We start from the raw sequence: 19,242 nt of genomic DNA on the forward strand, positions 1-19,242 counted from the left end.
CGAACGGACGAGTGATATGGCGAAGTGGGTCTACACCTTCGGCGACGGCAAGGCCGAGGGGAAGTCGGCGATGCGCGACCTGCTCGGGGGCAAGGGCGCGAACCTCGCGGAGATGTCGAATCTCGGCCTTCCGGTTCCGCCGGGCTTCACCATCACGACCGAGGTATGCACCTATTACTACGACCACGGCCGGCAATACCCGCCGGAGCTGGAGGGCCAGGTCGCCGCGGCGCTCGAAGCGGTGGGGTCCCTGACCGGTCGCCGCTTCGGCGATGCCGAGTCGCCGCTCCTCGTGTCGGTGCGCTCCGGCGCCCGGGCCTCGATGCCCGGCATGATGGACACGGTGCTCAATCTCGGCCTCAACGACACCACCGTCGAGGCGCTGGCCCGCGGCGCCGGCGACGAGCGCTTCGCCTATGACAGCTACCGCCGCTTCATCACCATGTACTCGAACGTGGTGCTCGGCGTGGAGCATCATTCCTTCGAGGAGGTGCTGGAGCGCTACAAGGACGACAAGGGCCTCACCCTCGACACCGAGCTGTCCGCCGCCGACTGGAAGCACCTGATCGGCGAGTACAAGGCGCTGGTGAAGCGCGAGCTCGGCCAGGACTTCCCGCAGGATCCGCAGGCCCAGCTCTGGGGCGCGATCGGTGCGGTGTTCGGCTCGTGGATGAACCCCCGCGCCAACAAGTACCGCGAGCTGCACAGCATTCCGGCGAGCTGGGGCACCGCGGTCAACGTCCAGGCCATGGTCTTCGGCAACATGGGCGAGACCTCGGCGACCGGCGTCGCCTTCACCCGCAACCCCTCCACCGGCGAGAAGGCGCTCTACGGCGAGTTCCTGATCAACGCTCAAGGAGAGGACGTGGTGGCGGGCATCCGCACGCCGCAGGACATCACCGAGGCCGCCCGCCTCGAATCCGGCTCCGACAAGCCCTCGATGGAGCGGGCGATGCCGGAGGCCTATGCCGAGCTGGTCCGCATCTACGGCATGCTCGAGCACCATTACCGCGACATGCAGGACCTGGAATTCACGGTCGAGACCGGGAAGCTCTGGATGCTGCAGACCCGCAACGGCAAGCGCACCGCCAAGGCCGCCCTGCGCATCGCCGTCGAGCTGGCGGCCGAAGGCCTCATCACCCACGAGGAGGCGGTCGGCCGCGTCGAGCCGGCCTCCCTCGACCAGCTGCTCCACCCGACCATCGACCCGAAGGCCGAGCGCAAGGTCATCGCCACCGGCCTGCCCGCCTCGCCGGGTGCGGCGTCCGGCGAGATCGTGTTCAACTCCGAGGAGGCCGAGGCGGCGAAGAAAGCCGAGCGCAAGGTCATCCTGGTCCGCATCGAGACCTCGCCGGAGGACATCCACGGCATGCACGCCGCGGAAGGCATCCTGACCACCCGCGGCGGCATGACCTCGCACGCGGCGGTGGTCGCCCGCGGCATGGGCAAGCCCTGCGTCTCGGGCGCCGGCCAGATCCGGGTGGATTACGCCGCCCGCACCCTGTCGGTCGGCGGCGTGACGCTGAAGGCCGGCGACCGCATCACCATCGACGGCTCGAACGGCCAGGTGATGCAGGGGTCGGTCGAGATGATCGAGCCCGAATTGTCCGGCGACTTCGCGGCGCTGATGGAATGGGCCGACGCGGTCCGCACCATGAAGGTCCGCACCAACGCCGAGACCCCGCTCGACGCCCGCACCGCCCGCAAGTACGGCGCGGAAGGGATCGGCCTGTGCCGCACCGAGCACATGTTCTTCCAGGAGGAGCGCATCGTGGCGATGCGCGAGATGATCCTGGCCGACGACGCGGAAGGCCGCCGCGCCGCGCTCGCCAAGCTCCTGCCGTACCAGCGCCAGGACTTCGTCGAGCTGTTCACCATCATGTCGGGCCTGCCGGTGACGATCCGGCTGCTCGATCCGCCGCTGCACGAGTTCCTCCCCCATTCCAACAAGGAGATCGGCGAGGTCGCCGCCGCCACCGGCGTCCAGGAGGACAAGGTGCGGCGCCGGATGAACGAGCTGCACGAGTTCAACCCGATGCTCGGCTTCCGCGGCTGCCGGCTCGCGATCCTCTACCCCGAGATCGCCGAGATGCAGGCCCGCGCGATCTTCGAGGCGGCGGTGGAAGCCGCCAAGCAGACCGGCACGCCGATCATCGCCGAGGTGATGGTGCCGCTGGTCTTCACCCGCACCGAGTTCGACCTGGTCAAGGCCCGCATCGACGCCATGGCGAAGGCCGTGGCGTCCGAGACCGGCAGCGAGGTCGAGTACCAGGTCGGCACGATGATCGAGCTGCCCCGCGCCGCTCTGCGGGCCGGCGACATCGCCCAGACGGCGGAGTTCTTCTCCTTCGGCACCAACGACCTGACCCAGACCACCCTCGGCATCAGCCGCGACGATGCCGGCCGCTTCCTCGGGCCCTACACCCAGCGCGGCATCCTGGCCTCCGACCCCTTCGTGTCGATCGACCAGGAGGGCGTCGGCGAACTCGTGCGGCTCGCCGCCGAGCGCGGTCGGGCGGTGCGGGACAAGCTGAAGCTCGGCATCTGCGGCGAGCACGGCGGCGACCCGGCCTCGATCGCCTTCTGCCAGGATACCGGCCTCGACTACGTCTCCTGCTCGCCGTTCCGCGTGCCGATCGCCCGGCTCGCGGCGGCGCAGGCGGCGCTCAAGGTGAAGGGCCGCGGCGAGGCGTGAAGCCGGCTTCCGGGTTCACGCCCCCGGGTCGTACGCAGTCTCCTCTCCCCGCGGGCGGGGAGAGGGCTCCGGCGACTTCATGGTCGACGGAGCGAGGCGATAGCCGAGGGTGAGGGGGTCTCCCCGAATGAGACTCTTCCGGAAACACCCCCTCACCCTCGCCCTGCTGGCTCGCCGAACCCTCTGAACGAGGGTTCGGCCCTCTCCCCGCCCGCGGGGAGAGGGGAGGCCCGCGCCATGAAAGAAACCCCATGCGCGAGCCGCCCCCCGCCGGCCGTCCCGATCCTGGGGCCGGCGCCCGCCTGTGGCGCGGCTCGCTCGCGCAAAGGCTGCGGCTGGTCTCGGGGCTGGTCCTGTTCGCCTTCGCGGGCACCCATTTCGCCAACCACGCGCTCGGCCTCGTCGGCCTCGACACGATGATGGACGTCGCCCGCTGGCGGGTCGCGGTCACGCGCTCGATTCCCGGCAGCCTGGTCCTCGGCCTCTCGCTGCTGGCCCACGTCGCGTTCTCGCTCGTCAAGCTCGCGGAGCGCCGGACGCTCCGGATGCCGCCCTGGGAGGCGGCGCAGACGATCCTCGGCTTCGCGATCCCGTTCCTGCTGGTGCCGCACGTCCTGGGGACCCGGGTCGCCAATCTGGTCGACGGCACGCGGACGACCTACACCTACGTGATCACCCGGATCTGGCCCGACGGCATGGGCTACCAGACCGCCCTGCTGCTGGTGGTCTGGCTGCACGGCTGCCTCGGCCTGCATGCCTGGCTGCGCCTGTCGCCGCTCTACCGGCGGATGGCGCCGCTCCTCGCCGTGCCGGCCTTCGGCCTGCCGGCCGCGGCGCTCGCCGGCATCGTCACGCAGGGGCGCATCATGGAGCGGGACCGGGTGCTGGCGCGCCGCTTCGACGCGCCCGACCTCGATGCCCGCTGGCCGGTGCCGCAGGTCGACCCCGCCATCGCCGCCTGGGGCGACACCGTCACCGGGGCGATCTACGCCGCGGTGGCGCTGGCCCTCGGGGTGGTGCTGATCCGGGCGGCCGCGAGCTTACGGGCCCGGCGCTATACCATCGCGTATGTCGGCGGACCCACGGTGAAGAGCCTGGAGGGGCCGACGCTCCTCGAGATCAGCCGGGCGAACCGGGTGCCGCACGTCTCGGTCTGCGGCGGGCGCGGGCGCTGCTCGACCTGCCGGGTGCTGGTGGTCGGCGGCGAGGCGAACCTGTCCGCGCCGAGCCCCCAGGAGGCCGCGTCCCTGCGGGCGATCGGCGCGCCGGCCAATGTACGCCTCGCTTGCCAGGCGCGGCCCTCCGGCGACGTGGCCGTGGTGCGCATCCTCGACGCGCGCCGCGAATCCGCGGGCGAGCACCTGACCAATACGGACGTCGCCGGGATCGAGCGCGAGGTGGCGATCCTGTTCATCGACATCCGCGGCTTCACGCCCCTCTCGGAGCGCAAGCTGCCCTTCGACGTGGTGTTCATCCTCAACCACTTTTTCGAGGCGGCGGGCCGCGAGATCGAGGCGGCGGGGGGCTGGATCGGCGGCTATGCCGGCGACGGGCTGCTCGCCCTGTTCACCCATCCGGACGGGACCGGCCCCGCCTGCCGCGCCGCCTTCACGGCCGCCGGCCGCATCGACGGCGCGGTGGCCGAGCTCAACCGGCGGCTCGCCGCCGAGCTGCCGGCGGCGCTCCGGATGGCGATGGGCCTGCATGCCGGCCCCCTGGTGCTCGGCCGCCTCGGCTACGGTGCGAGCCGGGGGATGTCGGTGATCGGCCCGGCGGTGAACCTGGCGAGCCGGCTCGAATCCCTCGCCAAGGCCGCCGATGTGCAGCTCGTCGCCTCGGCCGAGGCGGCGCAGCGCGCCGGCATCGCCCTCGACGGCCTGCGGGTCGAGACCGTGGCGGTGCGGGGCGTGAGGGCCGAGCTTCCGGTGATCTACGCCCTGCGCGCCGCCGATCTCGCCGGGCGGTTGCGCGCGCCCGCGTCGGTTTAACCAACGCTCAACCATACCTCGCGACACTCACGCTCAGGTTTTCGGTCCCGCGCGGGCCGGGTGGGCTCGTGCGAGAGTGAGGTCGGGGCTGTGGGCAGGCGGTACTTGCGCAAGCGCGAGCTGCGCCAACGGCAGGTCCGGCGGACGAAGGGGATGCGCTGGCTCGCCGCGGCCGTCGCGCCCTGGGCCGTCGGCCTCGGCGTCCTGGTCTCCTTCACCGCCTCGGCCGGCTACGAATCCTCGCTCGGTTCGAGCGCGGTGGCGCGCCTCGTGCCGCGCATGACGCCGCCGCTGCCGGAGCGCGGGCTGATCACGCAAGTGTCCCTGTCGCAACTGAGCCTGTCGCGGATCAGCCTGACCGGCCCCCTGCTTGCCGGTTCCTCGCGTCTCGCCCTCGACGCCGAGCCGCTGCGCCCGGACCTGAAGGTCGACGCCCGCACCCGGCCGGAAGCCGAGCGCAGCCACAAGGGCGACGCCCTGGTGCCGGCCCGGGTCGGCGGTGCCGGCCGCGCCGCTCCCTTGAATACCGGCTGGCTCGGCAGCAGCGGCCCGAGCGTCGCCTCGACCTTCACCCCGGGCTCCGCGACCTGGAACCCGGAACTCGAGCCGCAGGAGGGCTTCGTGCCGTTCCCGGAGGCCGATGGCGGCGAGGCGGGCGCCAGCTCGCCGGCGGCCGGCGCCTCGGCGCCGACCCGCGGTGCGGCCGCCGGCGGGCAGACCGTCGACAAGGCCCGAGAGGCCCGGGAGCGCGGGAGCCAGGGCGGCAGCACCCCGGCGGTGCCCCGCGCCGTCGCCCTGTCTTCGACGACGCCGGCCCCCGCCGACGCCACGCCGGTCGAGATCGCCGCCGGCGGCCAGATCTCGCCCCGTCTCGACCGCGACGCGCGCGCCGCCGTCACGACCGCCGCCCGCATCGCCCCGGAGGCCCTGCCGAGCGAGGACGCCAAGCGCCGCTACGCCGACCTGATCACCCCGGAGAACGCCGAGAAGGAGCAGCGCTGCCTGGCGGAAGCGGTCTATTTCGAGGCTCGCGGCGAGCCCGAGCAGGGCCAGGCCGCCGTGGCCCAGGTGGTGCTCAACCGCGCCAAGAGCGGCCTGTATCCGGCGAATATCTGCGGCGTGGTCTATCAGAACCGCCACCGCTACATGGGCTGCCAGTTCTCCTTCGCCTGCGAGGGCAAGTCGCTGCGCATCACCGACGACGCCTCGTGGCAGACCGCGACCCGCGTCGCCCAGTCGGTGGTCGAGGGCCGCACCTACCTCGCCGATGTCGGCGGGGCGACGCATTACCACGCCGACTACGTCAAGCCGCGCTGGTCGCGCCGCCTGCGCAAGATGGACGTGATCGGCCGCCACATCTTCTATCAGCTGCGGCCGGGGCAGACGTGAGCGTCTGATCGGCGGGCCCGACAGTCTTGACGGCCCTCCGGGTCGTTCCAGGTCCGCACAGCGGAGCCCGGAACGACCCGGAGGGTTTTTACTTTATCAGTCGAGTCGAACAGGCTCTCATTTCGCGCAGATATGCGCTGATCTGCGGCCAGGACCCGACGCCTGCCTGATTTTCAAAGACATCATCGAGAGAAGGTTTTTATCCGACGTGCGACCTCATCCTGAGGTGTCAGTCGATTTTCAATCGACTGACACCTCAGGATGAGGTTGTGGTCAGGACAAATCTTGTCGATCCGTCAACCGGGCTATCAGAGTCGGGTCGACCGACCCTGCTTAGCGCCCGCCGGCCCGGAACGAGGAAGCGACACGGACCAATCGTCTCCCGGGGGCATGGCCGGTCAGCCTCGTCACGTCCCGTCGCGACATGGGACGATGCCGTGTCGGCCGAGAGTCGTGCAGCAGTCGTGCGCGTCCCCGTGCCCAGCCCGAACCCGAGTCTATGGTTTACGCCGACACTATCGGCCGATGACAATTCGAGGGTTCCCGAGTCCCGCGCGCCGATCGACTCTCAGGCTTGCGCGAATCCCTCCGCATTTCGCCGAAATACGTAGTAAATCCCGAGGGCAATTTTACCCTCTTCGGGGTTTCGGCTTGCCTGAAGAGCATCCGAGCGGCTTCTCTCACGGGCAAGCGTGGCGCTGGCGAGCCCCGCGCCGACCCTTTCACCGCCCCCTCGAGGAAGCCTGACCATGACCGCCCGGGTCACCCGTGCCACCACCCGCGCCACCGCCGCGACCGCCCTCGCGGCGGGCCTGCTCTTCGCCGCCCCGGCCGTCGCCGGCGGCTACGGCTGCACCACCGATTGCTACCGCCACGTCGCGACCCCGCCGGTCTACGGCACGGTGTCCGAGCAGGTGATGGTGCGCCCGCCGCGCACGGTGAGCCACGTCGTGCCGCCGGTCTACGACACCGTCTCCGAGCAGGTGCTGGTCGCGCCGGCCCGCCGGGTGTGGCAGACCTCCGTCGACGCCTACGGCCAGACCGTCGGCTGCTGGGTCACGATCCCGGCCCGCTACGCCACCCAGACCCGCCGCGTGCTGGTGCGCCCGGCCCAGGTGGTGCCGCAGGTGATCCCGCCGGCCTATGCCTCCTACCAGCGCCGCGTCCTGGTCGAGCCCGGCCGCTCGGGCTGGGTGCCGGCCAATGGCGGCGGCTACGGCGCCGCTCCGGCCCCGGGCGGGATCGTCGGCGCGGGCCTCGGCCTCGCGGGGGCGGGCGTGGGGCTCGCCGGCGCGGCGGTCGGCGCCGGAACCGGCCTCGTCTTCGGCGGCGGCAGCATCTACGACGGCTACTGAACCGGAATGCGGCCCGGGTTCGGCCCGGGCCGCCTCGCCAAGGCCCCCGGCCTTGCCCCGCGGCGCTCGCGCACCAGAACCCTGAGCACGGCGAACCCGGCTGGAGCGCCGCGCGATCAGGGAGGCGGAGCGTGGGCACCTTCAAGGCGGTGGTGATCGAGAAGGGCGAGGGCGGGCAACGCGTCGCGCTCAAGGACGTCGACGAATCCGAGCTGATGGACGGCGACGTCACCGTCCGGGTCACCCATTCCACCCTCAACTACAAGGACGGGCTGGCGCTGACCGGCAAGGCTCCGGTGGTGCGGCGCTGGCCGATGATTCCCGGCATCGACTTCGCCGGCGTGGTCGAGACCTCCTCTCACCCGGACTGGAAGCCCGGCGACGCCGTGGTGCTCAACGGCTGGGGCACCGGCGAGACCCATCTCGGCGCCTACGCGGAGAAATCGCGGGTCAAGGGCGACTGGCTGGTGGCGCTGCCGGCCAACCTCACGCCCGAGCAGGCGATGGCGGTCGGCACCGCCGGCTACACCGCGATGCTGGCCTTGCTGGCGCTCGAGCGCCACGGGCTCACCCCCGAATCCGGCCCGGCCCTGGTGACGGGGGCGGCCGGCGGCGTCGGCTCGGTGGCGATCTCGCTCCTGGCGCGGGCCGGCTGGCACGTCATCGCCTCGACCGGACGGGCCGACGAGGAGGCCGGATACCTGCGCGGCCTCGGCGCGGCCGAGATCATCGACCGGGCCGAGCTGAGCCAACCGGGCAAGCCCCTAGGGAAGGAGCGCTGGGCCGCCGCGATCGACGCGGTCGGTTCGACGACGCTCGCCAACGCCCTCGCGATGACCAAGTACGGCGGCGCCGTCGCGGCCTGCGGGCTCGCCGGCGGCATGGACCTCCCGACCTCGGTGGCGCCGTTCATCCTGCGCGGGGTCGCGCTCTACGGCATCGAAAGCGTGATGGCGCCGATCTCCCTGCGCCGCGAGGCCTGGGCCCGGCTCGCCCGCGACCTCGACCCCGCCGCCCTGTCGGCGATGACCACCACCGTGCCGCTCGCCGAGGTGATCGCGCGCGGGCCCGAGATCCTCGCCGGGCGCACCCGGGGCCGCGTCGTCGTGACGATCGCTTAGGCGCGGTCCCTCGGGCTCGGAGTCAGGCGGTGGCGGGCCGGTCGCCCGCGCGGGCCTGCTCGCGCAGGCGGCTCACCTGGGCCCGCGCCCGGGCCGCCGCGGCCTTGCGGGCGTAGTGATTGCGCGTGAAGCCGAAGCGGGCGGAGGCCGCGAGGCTCTCCAGCCGCTCGGCCTCGCACTCCCACCAGACGACGAGCTCGGCATCGAGGGTCGGATGGCTGGCCATGACGAGAGACTCCGCGACATTCGGGACCGGTGCCGCCTCAGATGGGGCGGCCCGGCCCGTGATGCCAAGATCTATCTCGCCGACAGTTCGTCAGGTGCGGATCACCTCGTAGAGGCCAGGATGGTGCGGGAAGCGCCCCATCTCCGGCCCGACCAGAGCCCGGAAGGCGGGGTCGGCGGTCGCTGTCCGGAACGCCTCCGTCGAGTGCCAGGTCGCCACGTTGACCAGCAGGAAGCGGGCGCCCGGCGCGACGGCGCGGTGCAGCCGAGTCTCGACGAAGCCGGGCTGGCGGCGCAGATGGTCGGCCGCGCGCTCCCAGTAGGCGATCGCCGCCGCCTCGTCCTCGGGCGCGACCTCGAAGGAATTGATCAGCACGACGTCGCTCATGACTCAAGCCTCCGCGGCGCCGCGCTCCTCGTCCCGCTCCAGCGCGGCGCGCAGGCGCCGGAGCAGGGTCGTGGCATCCCGGAGGGAGGGGGACTCGCAACCCTCCGTCACGCGGGCGGCCCAGGCGGCTTGGCGCTCCTGCGCCGCCGCATAGGCGCGCTGGCCGGCCTCGGTCAGCACCACCAGGGCGGCCCGCCGGTGATCCGGATTGGGCGCGAGCGCCACGAACCCGTCCGCCGCCAGCTCGGCCACCAGGCGGCGCACCGCCTGCCGGGTCAGCCCCATCGCCCGCGCCGCGCCCGCCACGGTCAGCGGCCGTCCCGCCAGGGCGACGGCGCCGAGCACCTGCCAGCGGGCGCTGGTGAGGCCGAGGTCGCGGGTCAGCGCGTCGCCGGCGGCGAGCAGGGCGCCGTTGAGACGAAACACCTCCAGAATCAGCGCGGTGGCGGCCTCGACCCGGGACACGGGACCTCCCTTCGTTTCGACAAGACGATGCCCAATCGACAATATGTTGTCAATCTATGGGAATGCGTCCGCCCCATTGATCCGGCGGCGGAATCCTGGCTGAAGGGCCGGATGCGCGTGGACCTGTTCGATTTCGACCTGCCGGAGGACCGCATCGCCCTCCGGCCCGCGGTGCCGCGGGACGGCGCCCGCCTGATGCTGCTGCACCCCGGCACACCTCCGGAGGACCGGGTGGTGCGCGACCTGCCGGGCCTGCTGCGGCCCGGGGACGTCCTGGTGTTCAACGACACGCGGGTGATCCCGGCGCGCCTGCGCGGCCTGCGCCACCGGCCGGACGGTCCCGATGTCCGCCTCGAGGCGATGCTCCACCTGCGGGAGGCGCCGGATCGCTGGCGCGCCTTCGCGCGGCCGGCCAAGCGCCTGCGGGTCGGCGACCGGGTCAGCTTCGGCGGCGCCGGAGAGGGCGAGACCTGTGCGCTCACCCGCCTCGACGCCACCATCGTGGAGCGCGGGGAGGGCGGCGAGACCACCTTCGCCTTCGACCTCGCCGGGCCGGCCCTCGACGAGGCGGTGGCGGCCCTCGGCGAATTGCCGCTGCCCCCCTACATCGCCGCCAAGCGCCCGACCGACGCGCAGGACGCCGCCGACTACCAGACCGTCTACGCCCGCGAGCCCGGGGCGGTGGCGGCCCCCACCGCCGGCCTGCACTTCACGCCCGAACTGCTCGACGCCTGCGCGGCCGCCGGCCTGGCGCAGGCGCGGGTGACGCTGCATGTCGGCGCCGGCACCTTCCTTCCGGTCAAGACCGACGACACCGACGAGCACCGGATGCACGCCGAGATCGGCGAGATCACGCGGGAGGCCGCCGAGGCGCTGAACCGCGCCCGCGCCGCGGGCGGGCGGATCGTCGCGGTCGGCACCACGGCGCTCCGGCTCCTCGAGAGCGCCGCCGAACCCGACGGCACGATCCGGCCCTGGACCGGCGCCACCGACATCTTCATCACGCCGGGCTACCGCTTCCGCGCGGTCGACGTGCTGATGACCAACTTCCACCTGCCGCGCTCGACCCTGTTCATGCTCGTCTCGGCCTTCGCCGGGCTCGAGCCGATGCGGGCGGCCTACGCCGCCGCGATCGCGCGCGGCTACCGGTTCTATTCCTACGGCGATAGCAGCCTGCTCTTCCGGGCGGAGACGCGATGACCGACCAGTTCAGCTTCACCGTCGCGGCGACCGACGGCCCCGCCCGCACCGGCGAGATCCGGATGCCGCGGGGCGTGATCCGCACCCCGGCCTTCATGCCGGTGGGCACCGCCGGCACCGTCAAGGCGATGTATCCCGAGCAGGTCAAGGCGCTCGGCGCCGACGTGGTGCTCGGCAACACCTACCACCTGATGCTGCGCCCCGGCGCGGAGCGGGTGGCGCGCCTCGGCGGCTTGCACGCGATGATGCAGTGGCCCTACCCGATCCTGACCGATTCCGGCGGCTTCCAGGTCATGTCGCTGGCCGGTCTCCGCAAGCTCGACGAGACCGGGGTGCGGTTCCAGTCGCATCTCGACGGCTCGACCCACCTGCTCAGCCCCGAACGCTCGATCGAGATCCAGGGCCTGCTCGGCTCCGACATCCAGATGCAGCTCGACGAGTGCGTGCGCCTGCCCGCGCCCGAAGCGGCGATCGAGAGCGCGATGCGCCTCTCCCTGCGCTGGGCCGAGCGCTGCCGCATCGCCTTCGGCGACCAGCCCGGCAAGGCGATGTTCGGCATCGTGCAGGGCGGCGATAGTCCGGCGCTGCGGGTCGAGAGCGCGCAGGCGCTGGTCGATCTCGACCTCAAGGGCTACGCGATCGGCGGCCTCGCGGTCGGCGAGCCGCAGGCGACGATGCTGGCGATGATCGAGACCGTCGAGCCGCACCTCCCGACCGAAAAGCCCCGCTACCTGATGGGCGTCGGCACGCCGGACGACATCGTCAAGGCGGTGAGCCGCGGCATCGACATGTTCGATTGCGTGATGCCGACCCGGGCCGGCCGCCACGGCATGGTCTATACCCGCCACGGCCGCCTCAACCTGCGCAACGCGCGCTTCGCCGAGGACAATGCACCCCTCGACCCGGAATCGACCTGCCCGGCGGCGAACCTCTACAGCAAGGCCTACCTGCACCACCTCGTCCGCGCCGGCGAGATCTTAGGCATGATGCTGCTGACCTGGAACAACCTGTCCTACTACCAGGACCTGATGGCGGGCCTGCGCCGGGCCATCGCGGCCGGGCGGCTCCACGACTTCATCGGCGAGACCCGCGAGGGCTGGGAGAAGGCGGAGCGCGACCGGGCGGCGTGAACACTCCTCACGGCGCCGCCGCCAGCGGCGCGGCGAGCACCCGGTAGAACCCGTCCGGGTCGTCGCGCCGCTCCTCGACCGCGCGACGCAGGGCCGAGACGATCCGGCCGGCGACCGGCAGGCGGTAATGCAGGGCGTCCCAGTAATTGGTGTCGTCCCGCGTCACGCCCGACGGAATGCGGAAATCGACCGCGAGCGCGCCGTGCCGGCGGGCGATCTCCGCCACCCGCGCCTTGCAGACCGCCTCCCGGGCGGCCGCCGCGCTGCCGGGCTCCGGCTGCGCCGCCACGTTGACCGGCATGAAGGCGACGATCTTGCGCGCCTGCGCCGGTGCGAGGCCGAGGAGCTCGTCGAGCCAGGGGAGGGCGGGCGTGGCCGGATCCGCCTCGGCCTGCGCTTCTTTGCCAAGTGCTCCTTGGCCAGGTGCTCCTTGGCCAGGTGCTCCTTGGCCAGGTGCTCCTTGGCCAGGTGCTCCTTGGCCAGGTGCTCCTTGGGCGGACATGCCTGGGACCGGCGCGACGCCGTGGATATGCGCCGCGGCGCGGGCGGCGTCGTAGCGCGATTCCGGCGGGGTGAAGACCTCGTAGCCGTCGCCGCGGATGCGGGCCGGCATGCGCCCGAGGCGATGGAGCAGCGCCCGTCCGGCGATCTCGACGCTCTGCTGGTTCCACTGGTGAAACAGGGCGGTCCAGGTCAGGGGCTCGCGATAGAGCCAGGGCGGGAAAGCCCGGAAGGTCAGGCGCTTCCGGTCCGCATCCGCCTCGCACCACGGCGCGTCGAGGCCGAACAGCACCGCCGTCGCGGGCGTCCGCGCCAGGAACAGCCGGGCGAGCTGCACCTGCTCCCAGGGCGTCGCGGCGTTCATCGCGAGGTTGGCGAAGTGCCCGCCGAGGGCCCGGTCGAGCCCGCGCGGATCGAGGAGGCGGGCGGTCGAGGTGCCGAACACCGCCGCATCGTACACCCCGCTCCGCACCACCTGCGGGTACATGAAGCGCTGGTTGAGATCCATGATCGGCCCCGGCGCCCGCCCGGGCCCGGCGCGCAGGCCGTAGGGGTCGAGGGCGGCCACGAAGGCGAGCACGAGGAGCCCGGCCAGCCCGGCCGCGCCGAGGAGAAGGCCCGTGAAAAGCCGCCAGCGCGCGGCGGGGTCGGCGTGGGAGGCGGTGTCGGGCGGCATCGATGCGGGCATGTGTGGGCGGCCGTGGTCTCCCGGTTGACCCGGCCGCGTCAACCCCCTATGTCCGCCTCTGCTCCGAACAGGATCTGGGCCGGCCCGCCAGCGCCGCGCCGCCATCCCTGGAGCGCGGGCGCGTAGCTCAGCTGGTAGAGCAACGGACTTTTAATCTGTAGGTCCTGGGTTCGAGTCCCAGCGCGCTCACCACTTTCATCTGTCTTAGGCAACAGCTTGGGCGATTGAAGGATTGCGGCCGTCTGGCCTGTGTGTCCAAAATCGCCAGCCTTGTGTCCAAATTTACCTTCCCGGCTCTGCACTGTCGCCTTGGACGTGCATCGGTACGTGACGGATCGCGTGCGCGGATCTTCCATCGTGGACATCGGCACCCTGTTCGTTGACGGGCGTGACCGCCTGTGCGAGGAGCCGTTGCCCAGTTTGTCTGGAGGGGCAATGTCGGGGAATGATGCGCTCATGAAGGCCTTGGCTGATGTGAGCCAACGGAGAGCGGCGCTCGAGGCCGAGTACGAGCGCATCGGGGCGGAGCTGGCCAAGCTCCGGCTCGCCGAGAACGCGCTCCGGGCAATCATCGAGGATACGCCGATCGAGGATCTCGGGCTGTCGCTGCCATCGGCGGGGCTGGCCTCCGGTCCGGATCGCGGCGAGCCCCGCGCGGGCGGGCGGCGCGGGCCGCGGGGACCGCGGGCGAACTCGACCAAGGGCCGCCTCAAGGCGCTGATCGACGGGGCCGGGCCGCAGGGCCTGTCGCAGCCGCAGATCCTGCGCGCGCTGCCCGACGCGGCACCGGCGACCATCAACGCCTATCTGAGCTCGATGGTCACTGCCGGCGAGGCACTGCAGGTCGGCAACTTCTACACCAAGGTCCGGAGCCGGGACGACGAGTCCGAGGTGCCGGAGGACGACGAGGCCGAGCGGGCCGAATCCGACGAGGACGCCTATGACGGCGGCGACCTCGACGACGAGGACGGCCCGGACCGGGACGGCCCCGGAAAGGCCGCCTGACCGGCACCGCCGATCGGCCGGCACTGCCAAGTGCGCTTGCGCACCAACCCGGCGCCGGAAGGGGCGCATATCGGCGCCGCACCGAGCCGGTCTCACGTCGCGCCCGGGCCCGAGCGCGACGGCTTTCCGGTAACCACTTGCCGGCAACCACTTGCCGGCGACGGATGGTGGCGCTCCCGCCACCTCCGGCCCAGGTGAGGCGCGACACCGCCAGACCCAGCACGCTCCGGGACCGGATGACGCCCATCATCGCGATCACCAACCTGTCGAAGACCTACGCCTCGGGTCACGCCGCGCTCAAGCGCGTCGACCTGACGGTCCGCCAGGGCGAGATCTTCGCCCTGCTCGGGCCGAACGGCGCCGGCAAGACCACCCTCATCAGCATCATCTGCGGCATCGTCACGCCGAGCACCGGCACGGTGACGGTCGGCGGGCACGACATCCTGGCCGAGCCCCGCGCCGCGCGGCGCCTCATCGGCCTGGTGCCGCAGGAGCTCACCGCCGACGCCTTCGAGACGGTCTGGGCGACGGTGAGCTTCAGCCGCGGCCTGTTCGGCCTCAAACCCGATCCCGCCCATATCGAGCAGGTCCTGCGGGACCTCTCGCTGTGGGAGAAGCGCGACGCGAAGATCATGACCCTGTCGGGGGGCATGAAGCGCCGGGTGCTGATCGCCAAGGCGCTCGCGCACGAGCCGCGCATCCTGTTCCTCGACGAGCCCACCGCCGGCGTCGACGTGGCGCTCCGCCAGGACATGTGGCGCATGGTGCGCCGCCTGCGCGATCAGGGCGTCACCGTCATCCTCACCACCCACTACATCGAGGAGGCCGAGGAGATGGCCGACCGGGTGGGGGTGATCGCCAAGGGCGAGATCGTGCTGGTCGAGGAGAAGGCCGAGCTGATGCGCAAGCTCGGCCGCAAGGAGCTGACGCTCCAGCTCCACGAGCCCCTCGGCACGCTGCCGCCGGCGCTCGCCGGCCACCCGCTGACGCTGTCGGAGGACGGTGCCGCGCTGACCTACACCTACGACGCCAAGGCGGAGCGCACCGGCATCACGACGCTGCTCACCGACCTCGCCGCAGCCGGCATCCGCTTTCGCGATCTCCAGACCCGTCAGAGCTCGCTCGAGGACATCTTCGTCGATCTCGTGAGGGACCGCGCATGAACTGGCCCGCCATCCGCGCCATCTACGGCTTCGAGATGCACCGCGCCTTCCGCACGCTGCTCCAGAGCATCGTCGCGCCGGTGATCTCGACCTCGCTGTACTTCGTGGTGTTCGGCGCCGCGATCGGCGGGCGGATCACCTCGGTCGACGGGGTGCCCTACGGCGCCTTCATCGTGCCGGGCCTGATCATGCTGACGCTGCTCACCCAGAGCATCGCCAACGCCTCGTTCGGCATCTACTTTCCGCGCTTCTCCGGCACGATCTACGAGATCCTGTCGGCCCCGATCTCGGCAGTGGAGATCGTCGCCGGCTATGTCGGGGCGGCGGCCACCAAGTCGATCATGCTCGGGCTGATCATCCTGGCGACCTCGGCCCTGTTCGTGCCGCTGCGCATCGAGCACCCCTTCGTGATGGTGTTCTTCCTGGTTCTCACCGCCGTCACCTTCAGCCTGTTCGGCTTCGTGATCGGCCTGTGGGCGGACGGGTTCGAGAAGCTGCAGCTGGTGCCGCTGCTCATCGTCACGCCGCTGACCTTCTTAGGGGGCAGCTTCTACTCCATCGACATGCTGCCGCCGGTGTGGCGGACGGTCAGCCTCGTCAACCCGGTCGTCTACCTGATCAGCGGCTTCCGCTGGAGCTTCTACGGTCACTCGGACGTCATCCCGGCGGTGAGCGTCGTCATGGCTCTGGTGTTCCTGGCCGCCTGCCTTGCGGCGGTGGCGTGGATCTTCCGGACGGGCTACCGGCTCAAGAGCTAACTCTTCTACGAGCCAAGTTCGAACCATGAGCCGGAATGGCCCGGCTCTTGCGGCGGTGGACGGGCCTTCACGGAGCCCGCCGCCATGCCACGCCCGCTCTGCTCCTCTTTCGCTCTCTCGGCGCTCCTCCTCGGGCTCGCGCCGGCCCAGGCCCAGGCCCAGGCCCAATCGCCGCGAGCCGAATCGGTCCTGCGCATCGGCATGACCGCCGCCGACGTGCCGACCACCACCGGCATGCCGAACAACGGCTTCGAGGGGATGCGCTTCCTCGGCTATCCGGTGTTCGAGGGGCTGGTGCTCTGGGACCTCTCCCGCACCGACCGGCTGGCGACCCTGCGGCCGGGCCTGGCGGAAAAGTGGGAGCAGGCGCCGGACGACGCGAAGACCTGGATCTTCCACCTGCGCCAGGGCGTGCGCTTCCACGACGGCACCGCCTTCGACGCCGACGCGGTGATCTGGAACCTCGACCGCTACTTCAAGCAGGACAGCCCGCAATACGAGCCGCCGGCCGCCGGCATCACCCGGGCGCGGGCGCCCCTGCTCGCGAGCTACCGCAAGATCGACGACCGCACCGTCGCCATCACCAGCGCTGCCTCAGCCTCGTACTTCCCCTACATGGTGGTCTACCTGCTGTTCACCTCGCCGGCCTCGTTCGAGGCGGCCGGGCGGGACTGGGCCAAGGTCGGGATGCTGCCGGCCGCCGGCACCGGGCCGTTCCGCATCACCGGGGTGCGGCCGCGCGAGGCGGTCGAGCTCGCCCGCAACCCGGATTACTGGGACCGGGAGAACCTGCCTAAGGTGGACAAGGTGCGGCTGATGCCGATCCCGGAGGCCAATGCCCGCATCGCCGCCTTGCGCGCCGGCCAGGTCGACTGGATCGAGGCGCCGGCGCCGGACGGGCTCGCTTCCTTACGCCAGGCGGGATTCACCATCACCACCGGCTCCTACCCGCATGTCTGGCCGTGGTTCTACAATATCGGCGCGGCGAACAGCCCGCTGAAGGACGTGCGGGTGCGCCGGGCGCTCAACTACTGCATCGACCGGGAGGGGCTGGTGACCTTCCTGAACGGCACCGCCGAGCCGGCCGTGGGCTGGCTGAAGGCTTCGGATCCGGATTTCGGCGCACCGGAGAACCGCTACCGCCTCGACCCCGGCAAGGGCCGGGCGCTGCTCGCCGAGGCCGGCTTCACCGACAAGAAGCCGCTGTCGCTCAAGGTGATGATCTCGACCTCCGGCTCGGGCCAGATGCAGCCGCTGCCGATGAACGAGTTCCTGCAGGAGAACCTGAAGCAGACCTGCAACGTCGATGTCACGTTCAACGTGGTCGAGTGGCAGGTGCTGCTCAATGCCGGGCGGGCGGCGCCGGACGCGCCGTCGCTCCAGGGGGCGAACGCCCTCAACGTCTCCTCGCCCTCCTCGGACGTCGCCGTGATGGCGCGCTACTTTTCCTCCGCCAACGTCTCGCCCAAGGGCTTCAACTTCCCGCAATGGACGGATGCGCGCTTCGACGCGGCGCTCAAGGACCTCGCCGGGGCGACCGACCCGGAGGCGATCGCCCAGGCGACGCGGGCGGCGCATGAGCGCCTGGTCGATGATCCGCCCTGGCTGTACATCGTGCATGATCTCAACCCGAGGGCGATGTCGCCGCGGGTCAAGAACTTCGTCTCGCCCCAGTCATGGTTCGTCGACCTGACCCGGATCAGCGTACAGTGAGGAGTTCCACCGTGACCGATCCCGTCGAGCTTCCGGCCCACCAGCTCGCCCGCGCTATCGCATCCCGAACAATCTCGCCGGTCGAGGTCGTGGAGGCGCATCTCGCCCGCATCGAGCGGCTGGAGCCGAAGCTGCAGGCCTTCGTGGCGGTCTACGGCGACGACGCGCGGCTCGCCGCCGAGGGCGCCGACCGGATGATCCGCGCCGGCCACGCCGTCGGCCCGCTGCACGGCGTGCCGGTGGCGCTCAAGGACCTGATCGACCTGGAGGGCCGGATCACCACTGGCGGCTCGGCGCATTTCCGCGAGCGCCGCGCCGCCGAGACCGCGACGATCGCCAAGCGCATGCTGGCGCAGGGCATGATCGTGCTGGGCAAGACCCACACGGTCGAGTTCGCCTATGGCGGCTGGGGCACCAACCAGCACATGGGCACGCCCTGGAACCCCTGGGACCTCGCGACGCCGCGCACGCCCGGCGGCTCGTCGAGCGGCTCGGGCGTCGCGGTGGCGGCCCGGATGGCGCCCTGGGCGATCGGCACCGATACCGGCGGCTCGGTGCGGCTGCCGGCCTCGTTCTGCGGGCTGACCGGGCTCAAGGTCACGATCGGGCGCGTCAGCACCGCCGGCATCGTGCCGCTCAGCACCTCCCTCGACACGCCGGGCCCGATGGCGCGCAGCGTCGAGGACGTGGCGCTCCTCTACACGATCCTGTCCGGGCCGGATCCGCGGGACCCGAACACCCGCGGCATCGCGCCCGAGGACCCGATGCCGGTCCTGCATCGCGGCGTGCGCGGATTGCGCCTCGCCCGGATGCCGGCCGTCGAGCGGGCGGGGGTCTCGTCCGAGATGTTGGATGCCTACGACGCCTCCCTGGAGGCGCTGGCGCGGCTCGGCGCCGAGATCGTCGAGGTCGATCTGCCGTTCCGCTTCGCCGACCTCGTGACCACGTCGGCGATCGTGCAGGCCGAGTGCTACTTCTTCAACGGCGCCCTGTCCGAGGACCGGGCCTCGCGCCTCGACGAGGATGTCCGCCTGCGCACGCTGGCGGGCGCGGGGGTGAGCGCGCAGGATTACCTGCGCACGAAGCGGTTTCAGCAGGAGATGAAGGCCGCCTTCGCCCAGGCGATGGAGGGCATCGACGCGCTGCTGACCCCGACCACCGAGAGCGCGGCGATCCCCCTCGACGCCGTCGACCAGACGGTGATGCCCTCGCGCTTCACCCGCTTCGGCAACCTGCTCGAACTCTGCGCCCTGGCGCTGCCGAACGGCTTCACGGCGGGCGGCCTGCCGCTCTCGCTCCAGATCGTCTGCCGCGGCTACGACGAGGCGACGGCACTCCGGATCGGACAGGCGTATCAGGGGGCGACGGAGTGGCACCTGCGGGGGCCGGCGCTGTAAATCTCCAGAACTGGCAGAGATCATCTCCACCCCACCCGCGACCTCATCCTGAGGTGCCGGA

16 protein-coding genes and 1 tRNA gene are annotated in these 19,242 nt (G+C 71.5%); 13 read left to right on the forward strand and 4 right to left on the reverse strand.

Annotated elements, in window-relative coordinates:
- Positions 1-16: 16 nt before the first annotated feature.
- From ppdK to DK412_RS09925, 5 genes are all read left to right on the forward strand, one after another.
- Positions 17-2,695, forward strand: coding sequence for a pyruvate, phosphate dikinase (gene ppdK, locus DK412_RS09905; protein ID WP_109971814.1), 2,679 nt, complete (start codon positions 17-19; stop codon positions 2,693-2,695).
- 251 nt (positions 2,696-2,946) lie between these two features.
- A complete protein-coding gene (locus DK412_RS09910) occupies positions 2,947-4,683 on the forward strand; it encodes an adenylate/guanylate cyclase domain-containing protein (protein WP_109971815.1) in 1,737 nt (578 codons plus the stop codon).
- Between the two features lie 153 nt (positions 4,684-4,836).
- On the forward strand, positions 4,837-6,072 hold the full coding sequence (locus tag DK412_RS09915) for a cell wall hydrolase (RefSeq protein ID WP_109975174.1): 1,236 nt from the start codon (positions 4,837-4,839) through the stop codon (positions 6,070-6,072).
- 749 nt (positions 6,073-6,821) lie between these two features.
- Positions 6,822-7,427: a hypothetical protein gene (locus DK412_RS09920; RefSeq protein ID WP_109971816.1), complete on the forward strand. Its 606-nt coding sequence runs from the start codon at positions 6,822-6,824 to the stop codon at positions 7,425-7,427.
- Between the two features lie 131 nt (positions 7,428-7,558).
- Positions 7,559-8,548 (forward strand): MDR family oxidoreductase, encoded by a 990-nt coding sequence (locus DK412_RS09925; protein ID WP_109971817.1) that lies wholly within the window; start codon positions 7,559-7,561, stop codon positions 8,546-8,548.
- A 22-nt stretch (positions 8,549-8,570) separates the two neighbouring features.
- Here the strand turns inward: DK412_RS09925 and DK412_RS09930 are convergent, their stop codons facing one another.
- The 3 genes from DK412_RS09930 to DK412_RS09940 form a co-directional block, all read right to left on the reverse strand.
- Positions 8,571-8,774: a hypothetical protein gene (locus tag DK412_RS09930; RefSeq protein WP_109971818.1), complete on the reverse strand. Its 204-nt coding sequence runs from the start codon at positions 8,772-8,774 to the stop codon at positions 8,571-8,573.
- 90 nt (positions 8,775-8,864) lie between these two features.
- The gene (locus DK412_RS09935; RefSeq protein WP_109971819.1) at positions 8,865-9,161 is read right to left on the reverse strand and encodes an antibiotic biosynthesis monooxygenase family protein; all 297 of its coding nucleotides are present in this window, start codon (positions 9,159-9,161) and stop codon (positions 8,865-8,867) included.
- Positions 9,162-9,164: 3 nt separating this feature from the next.
- Entirely contained in the window at positions 9,165-9,626 is a 462-nt protein-coding gene (locus DK412_RS09940) for a MarR family transcriptional regulator (RefSeq protein WP_109971820.1), read from the reverse strand.
- Positions 9,627-9,737: 111 nt separating this feature from the next.
- Here DK412_RS09940 and queA point away from each other — a divergent pair, with 111 nt between their 5' ends.
- Both queA and tgt read left to right on the forward strand, forming a co-directional pair.
- Complete coding sequence (queA, locus tag DK412_RS09945) at positions 9,738-10,826, forward strand: tRNA preQ1(34) S-adenosylmethionine ribosyltransferase-isomerase QueA (RefSeq protein ID WP_109971821.1); 1,089 nt, start codon at positions 9,738-9,740, stop codon at positions 10,824-10,826.
- The gene (gene tgt / locus DK412_RS09950) at positions 10,823-11,956 is read left to right on the forward strand and encodes a tRNA guanosine(34) transglycosylase Tgt (protein WP_109971822.1); all 1,134 of its coding nucleotides are present in this window, start codon (positions 10,823-10,825) and stop codon (positions 11,954-11,956) included. The genes queA and tgt overlap by 4 nt, the downstream gene beginning before the upstream one ends.
- 7 nt (positions 11,957-11,963) lie before the next feature.
- Here tgt and DK412_RS09955 read toward each other — a convergent pair whose 3' ends face one another.
- Positions 11,964-13,145, reverse strand: coding sequence for a hypothetical protein (locus DK412_RS09955; RefSeq protein WP_109971823.1), 1,182 nt, complete (start codon positions 13,143-13,145; stop codon positions 11,964-11,966).
- Positions 13,146-13,261: 116 nt separating this feature from the next.
- On the opposite strand from DK412_RS09955, the gene DK412_RS09960 reads away from it, so the two are divergent.
- From DK412_RS09960 to DK412_RS09985, 6 genes are all read left to right on the forward strand, one after another.
- Positions 13,262-13,337, forward strand: a tRNA-Lys gene (locus tag DK412_RS09960).
- A gap of 282 nt (positions 13,338-13,619) precedes the next feature.
- Complete coding sequence (locus DK412_RS09965) at positions 13,620-14,150, forward strand: hypothetical protein (protein WP_245447536.1); 531 nt, start codon at positions 13,620-13,622, stop codon at positions 14,148-14,150.
- A 236-nt stretch (positions 14,151-14,386) separates the two neighbouring features.
- Complete coding sequence (locus DK412_RS09970; RefSeq protein ID WP_109971825.1) at positions 14,387-15,313, forward strand: ABC transporter ATP-binding protein; 927 nt, start codon at positions 14,387-14,389, stop codon at positions 15,311-15,313.
- Positions 15,310-16,071: an ABC transporter permease gene (locus DK412_RS09975; protein WP_109971826.1), complete on the forward strand. Its 762-nt coding sequence runs from the start codon at positions 15,310-15,312 to the stop codon at positions 16,069-16,071. The genes DK412_RS09970 and DK412_RS09975 overlap by 4 nt, the downstream gene beginning before the upstream one ends.
- A gap of 84 nt (positions 16,072-16,155) precedes the next feature.
- Positions 16,156-17,784 (forward strand): ABC transporter substrate-binding protein, encoded by a 1,629-nt coding sequence (locus DK412_RS09980; RefSeq protein ID WP_109971827.1) that lies wholly within the window; start codon positions 16,156-16,158, stop codon positions 17,782-17,784.
- A gap of 11 nt (positions 17,785-17,795) precedes the next feature.
- Positions 17,796-19,181, forward strand: coding sequence for an amidase (locus DK412_RS09985; protein WP_245447538.1), 1,386 nt, complete (start codon positions 17,796-17,798; stop codon positions 19,179-19,181).
- The last annotated feature ends 61 nt before the right edge of the window (positions 19,182-19,242 follow it).

Source organism: Methylobacterium sp. 17Sr1-1 (assembly GCF_003173775.1).
Classification (GTDB): Bacteria; Pseudomonadota; Alphaproteobacteria; order Rhizobiales; family Beijerinckiaceae; genus Methylobacterium.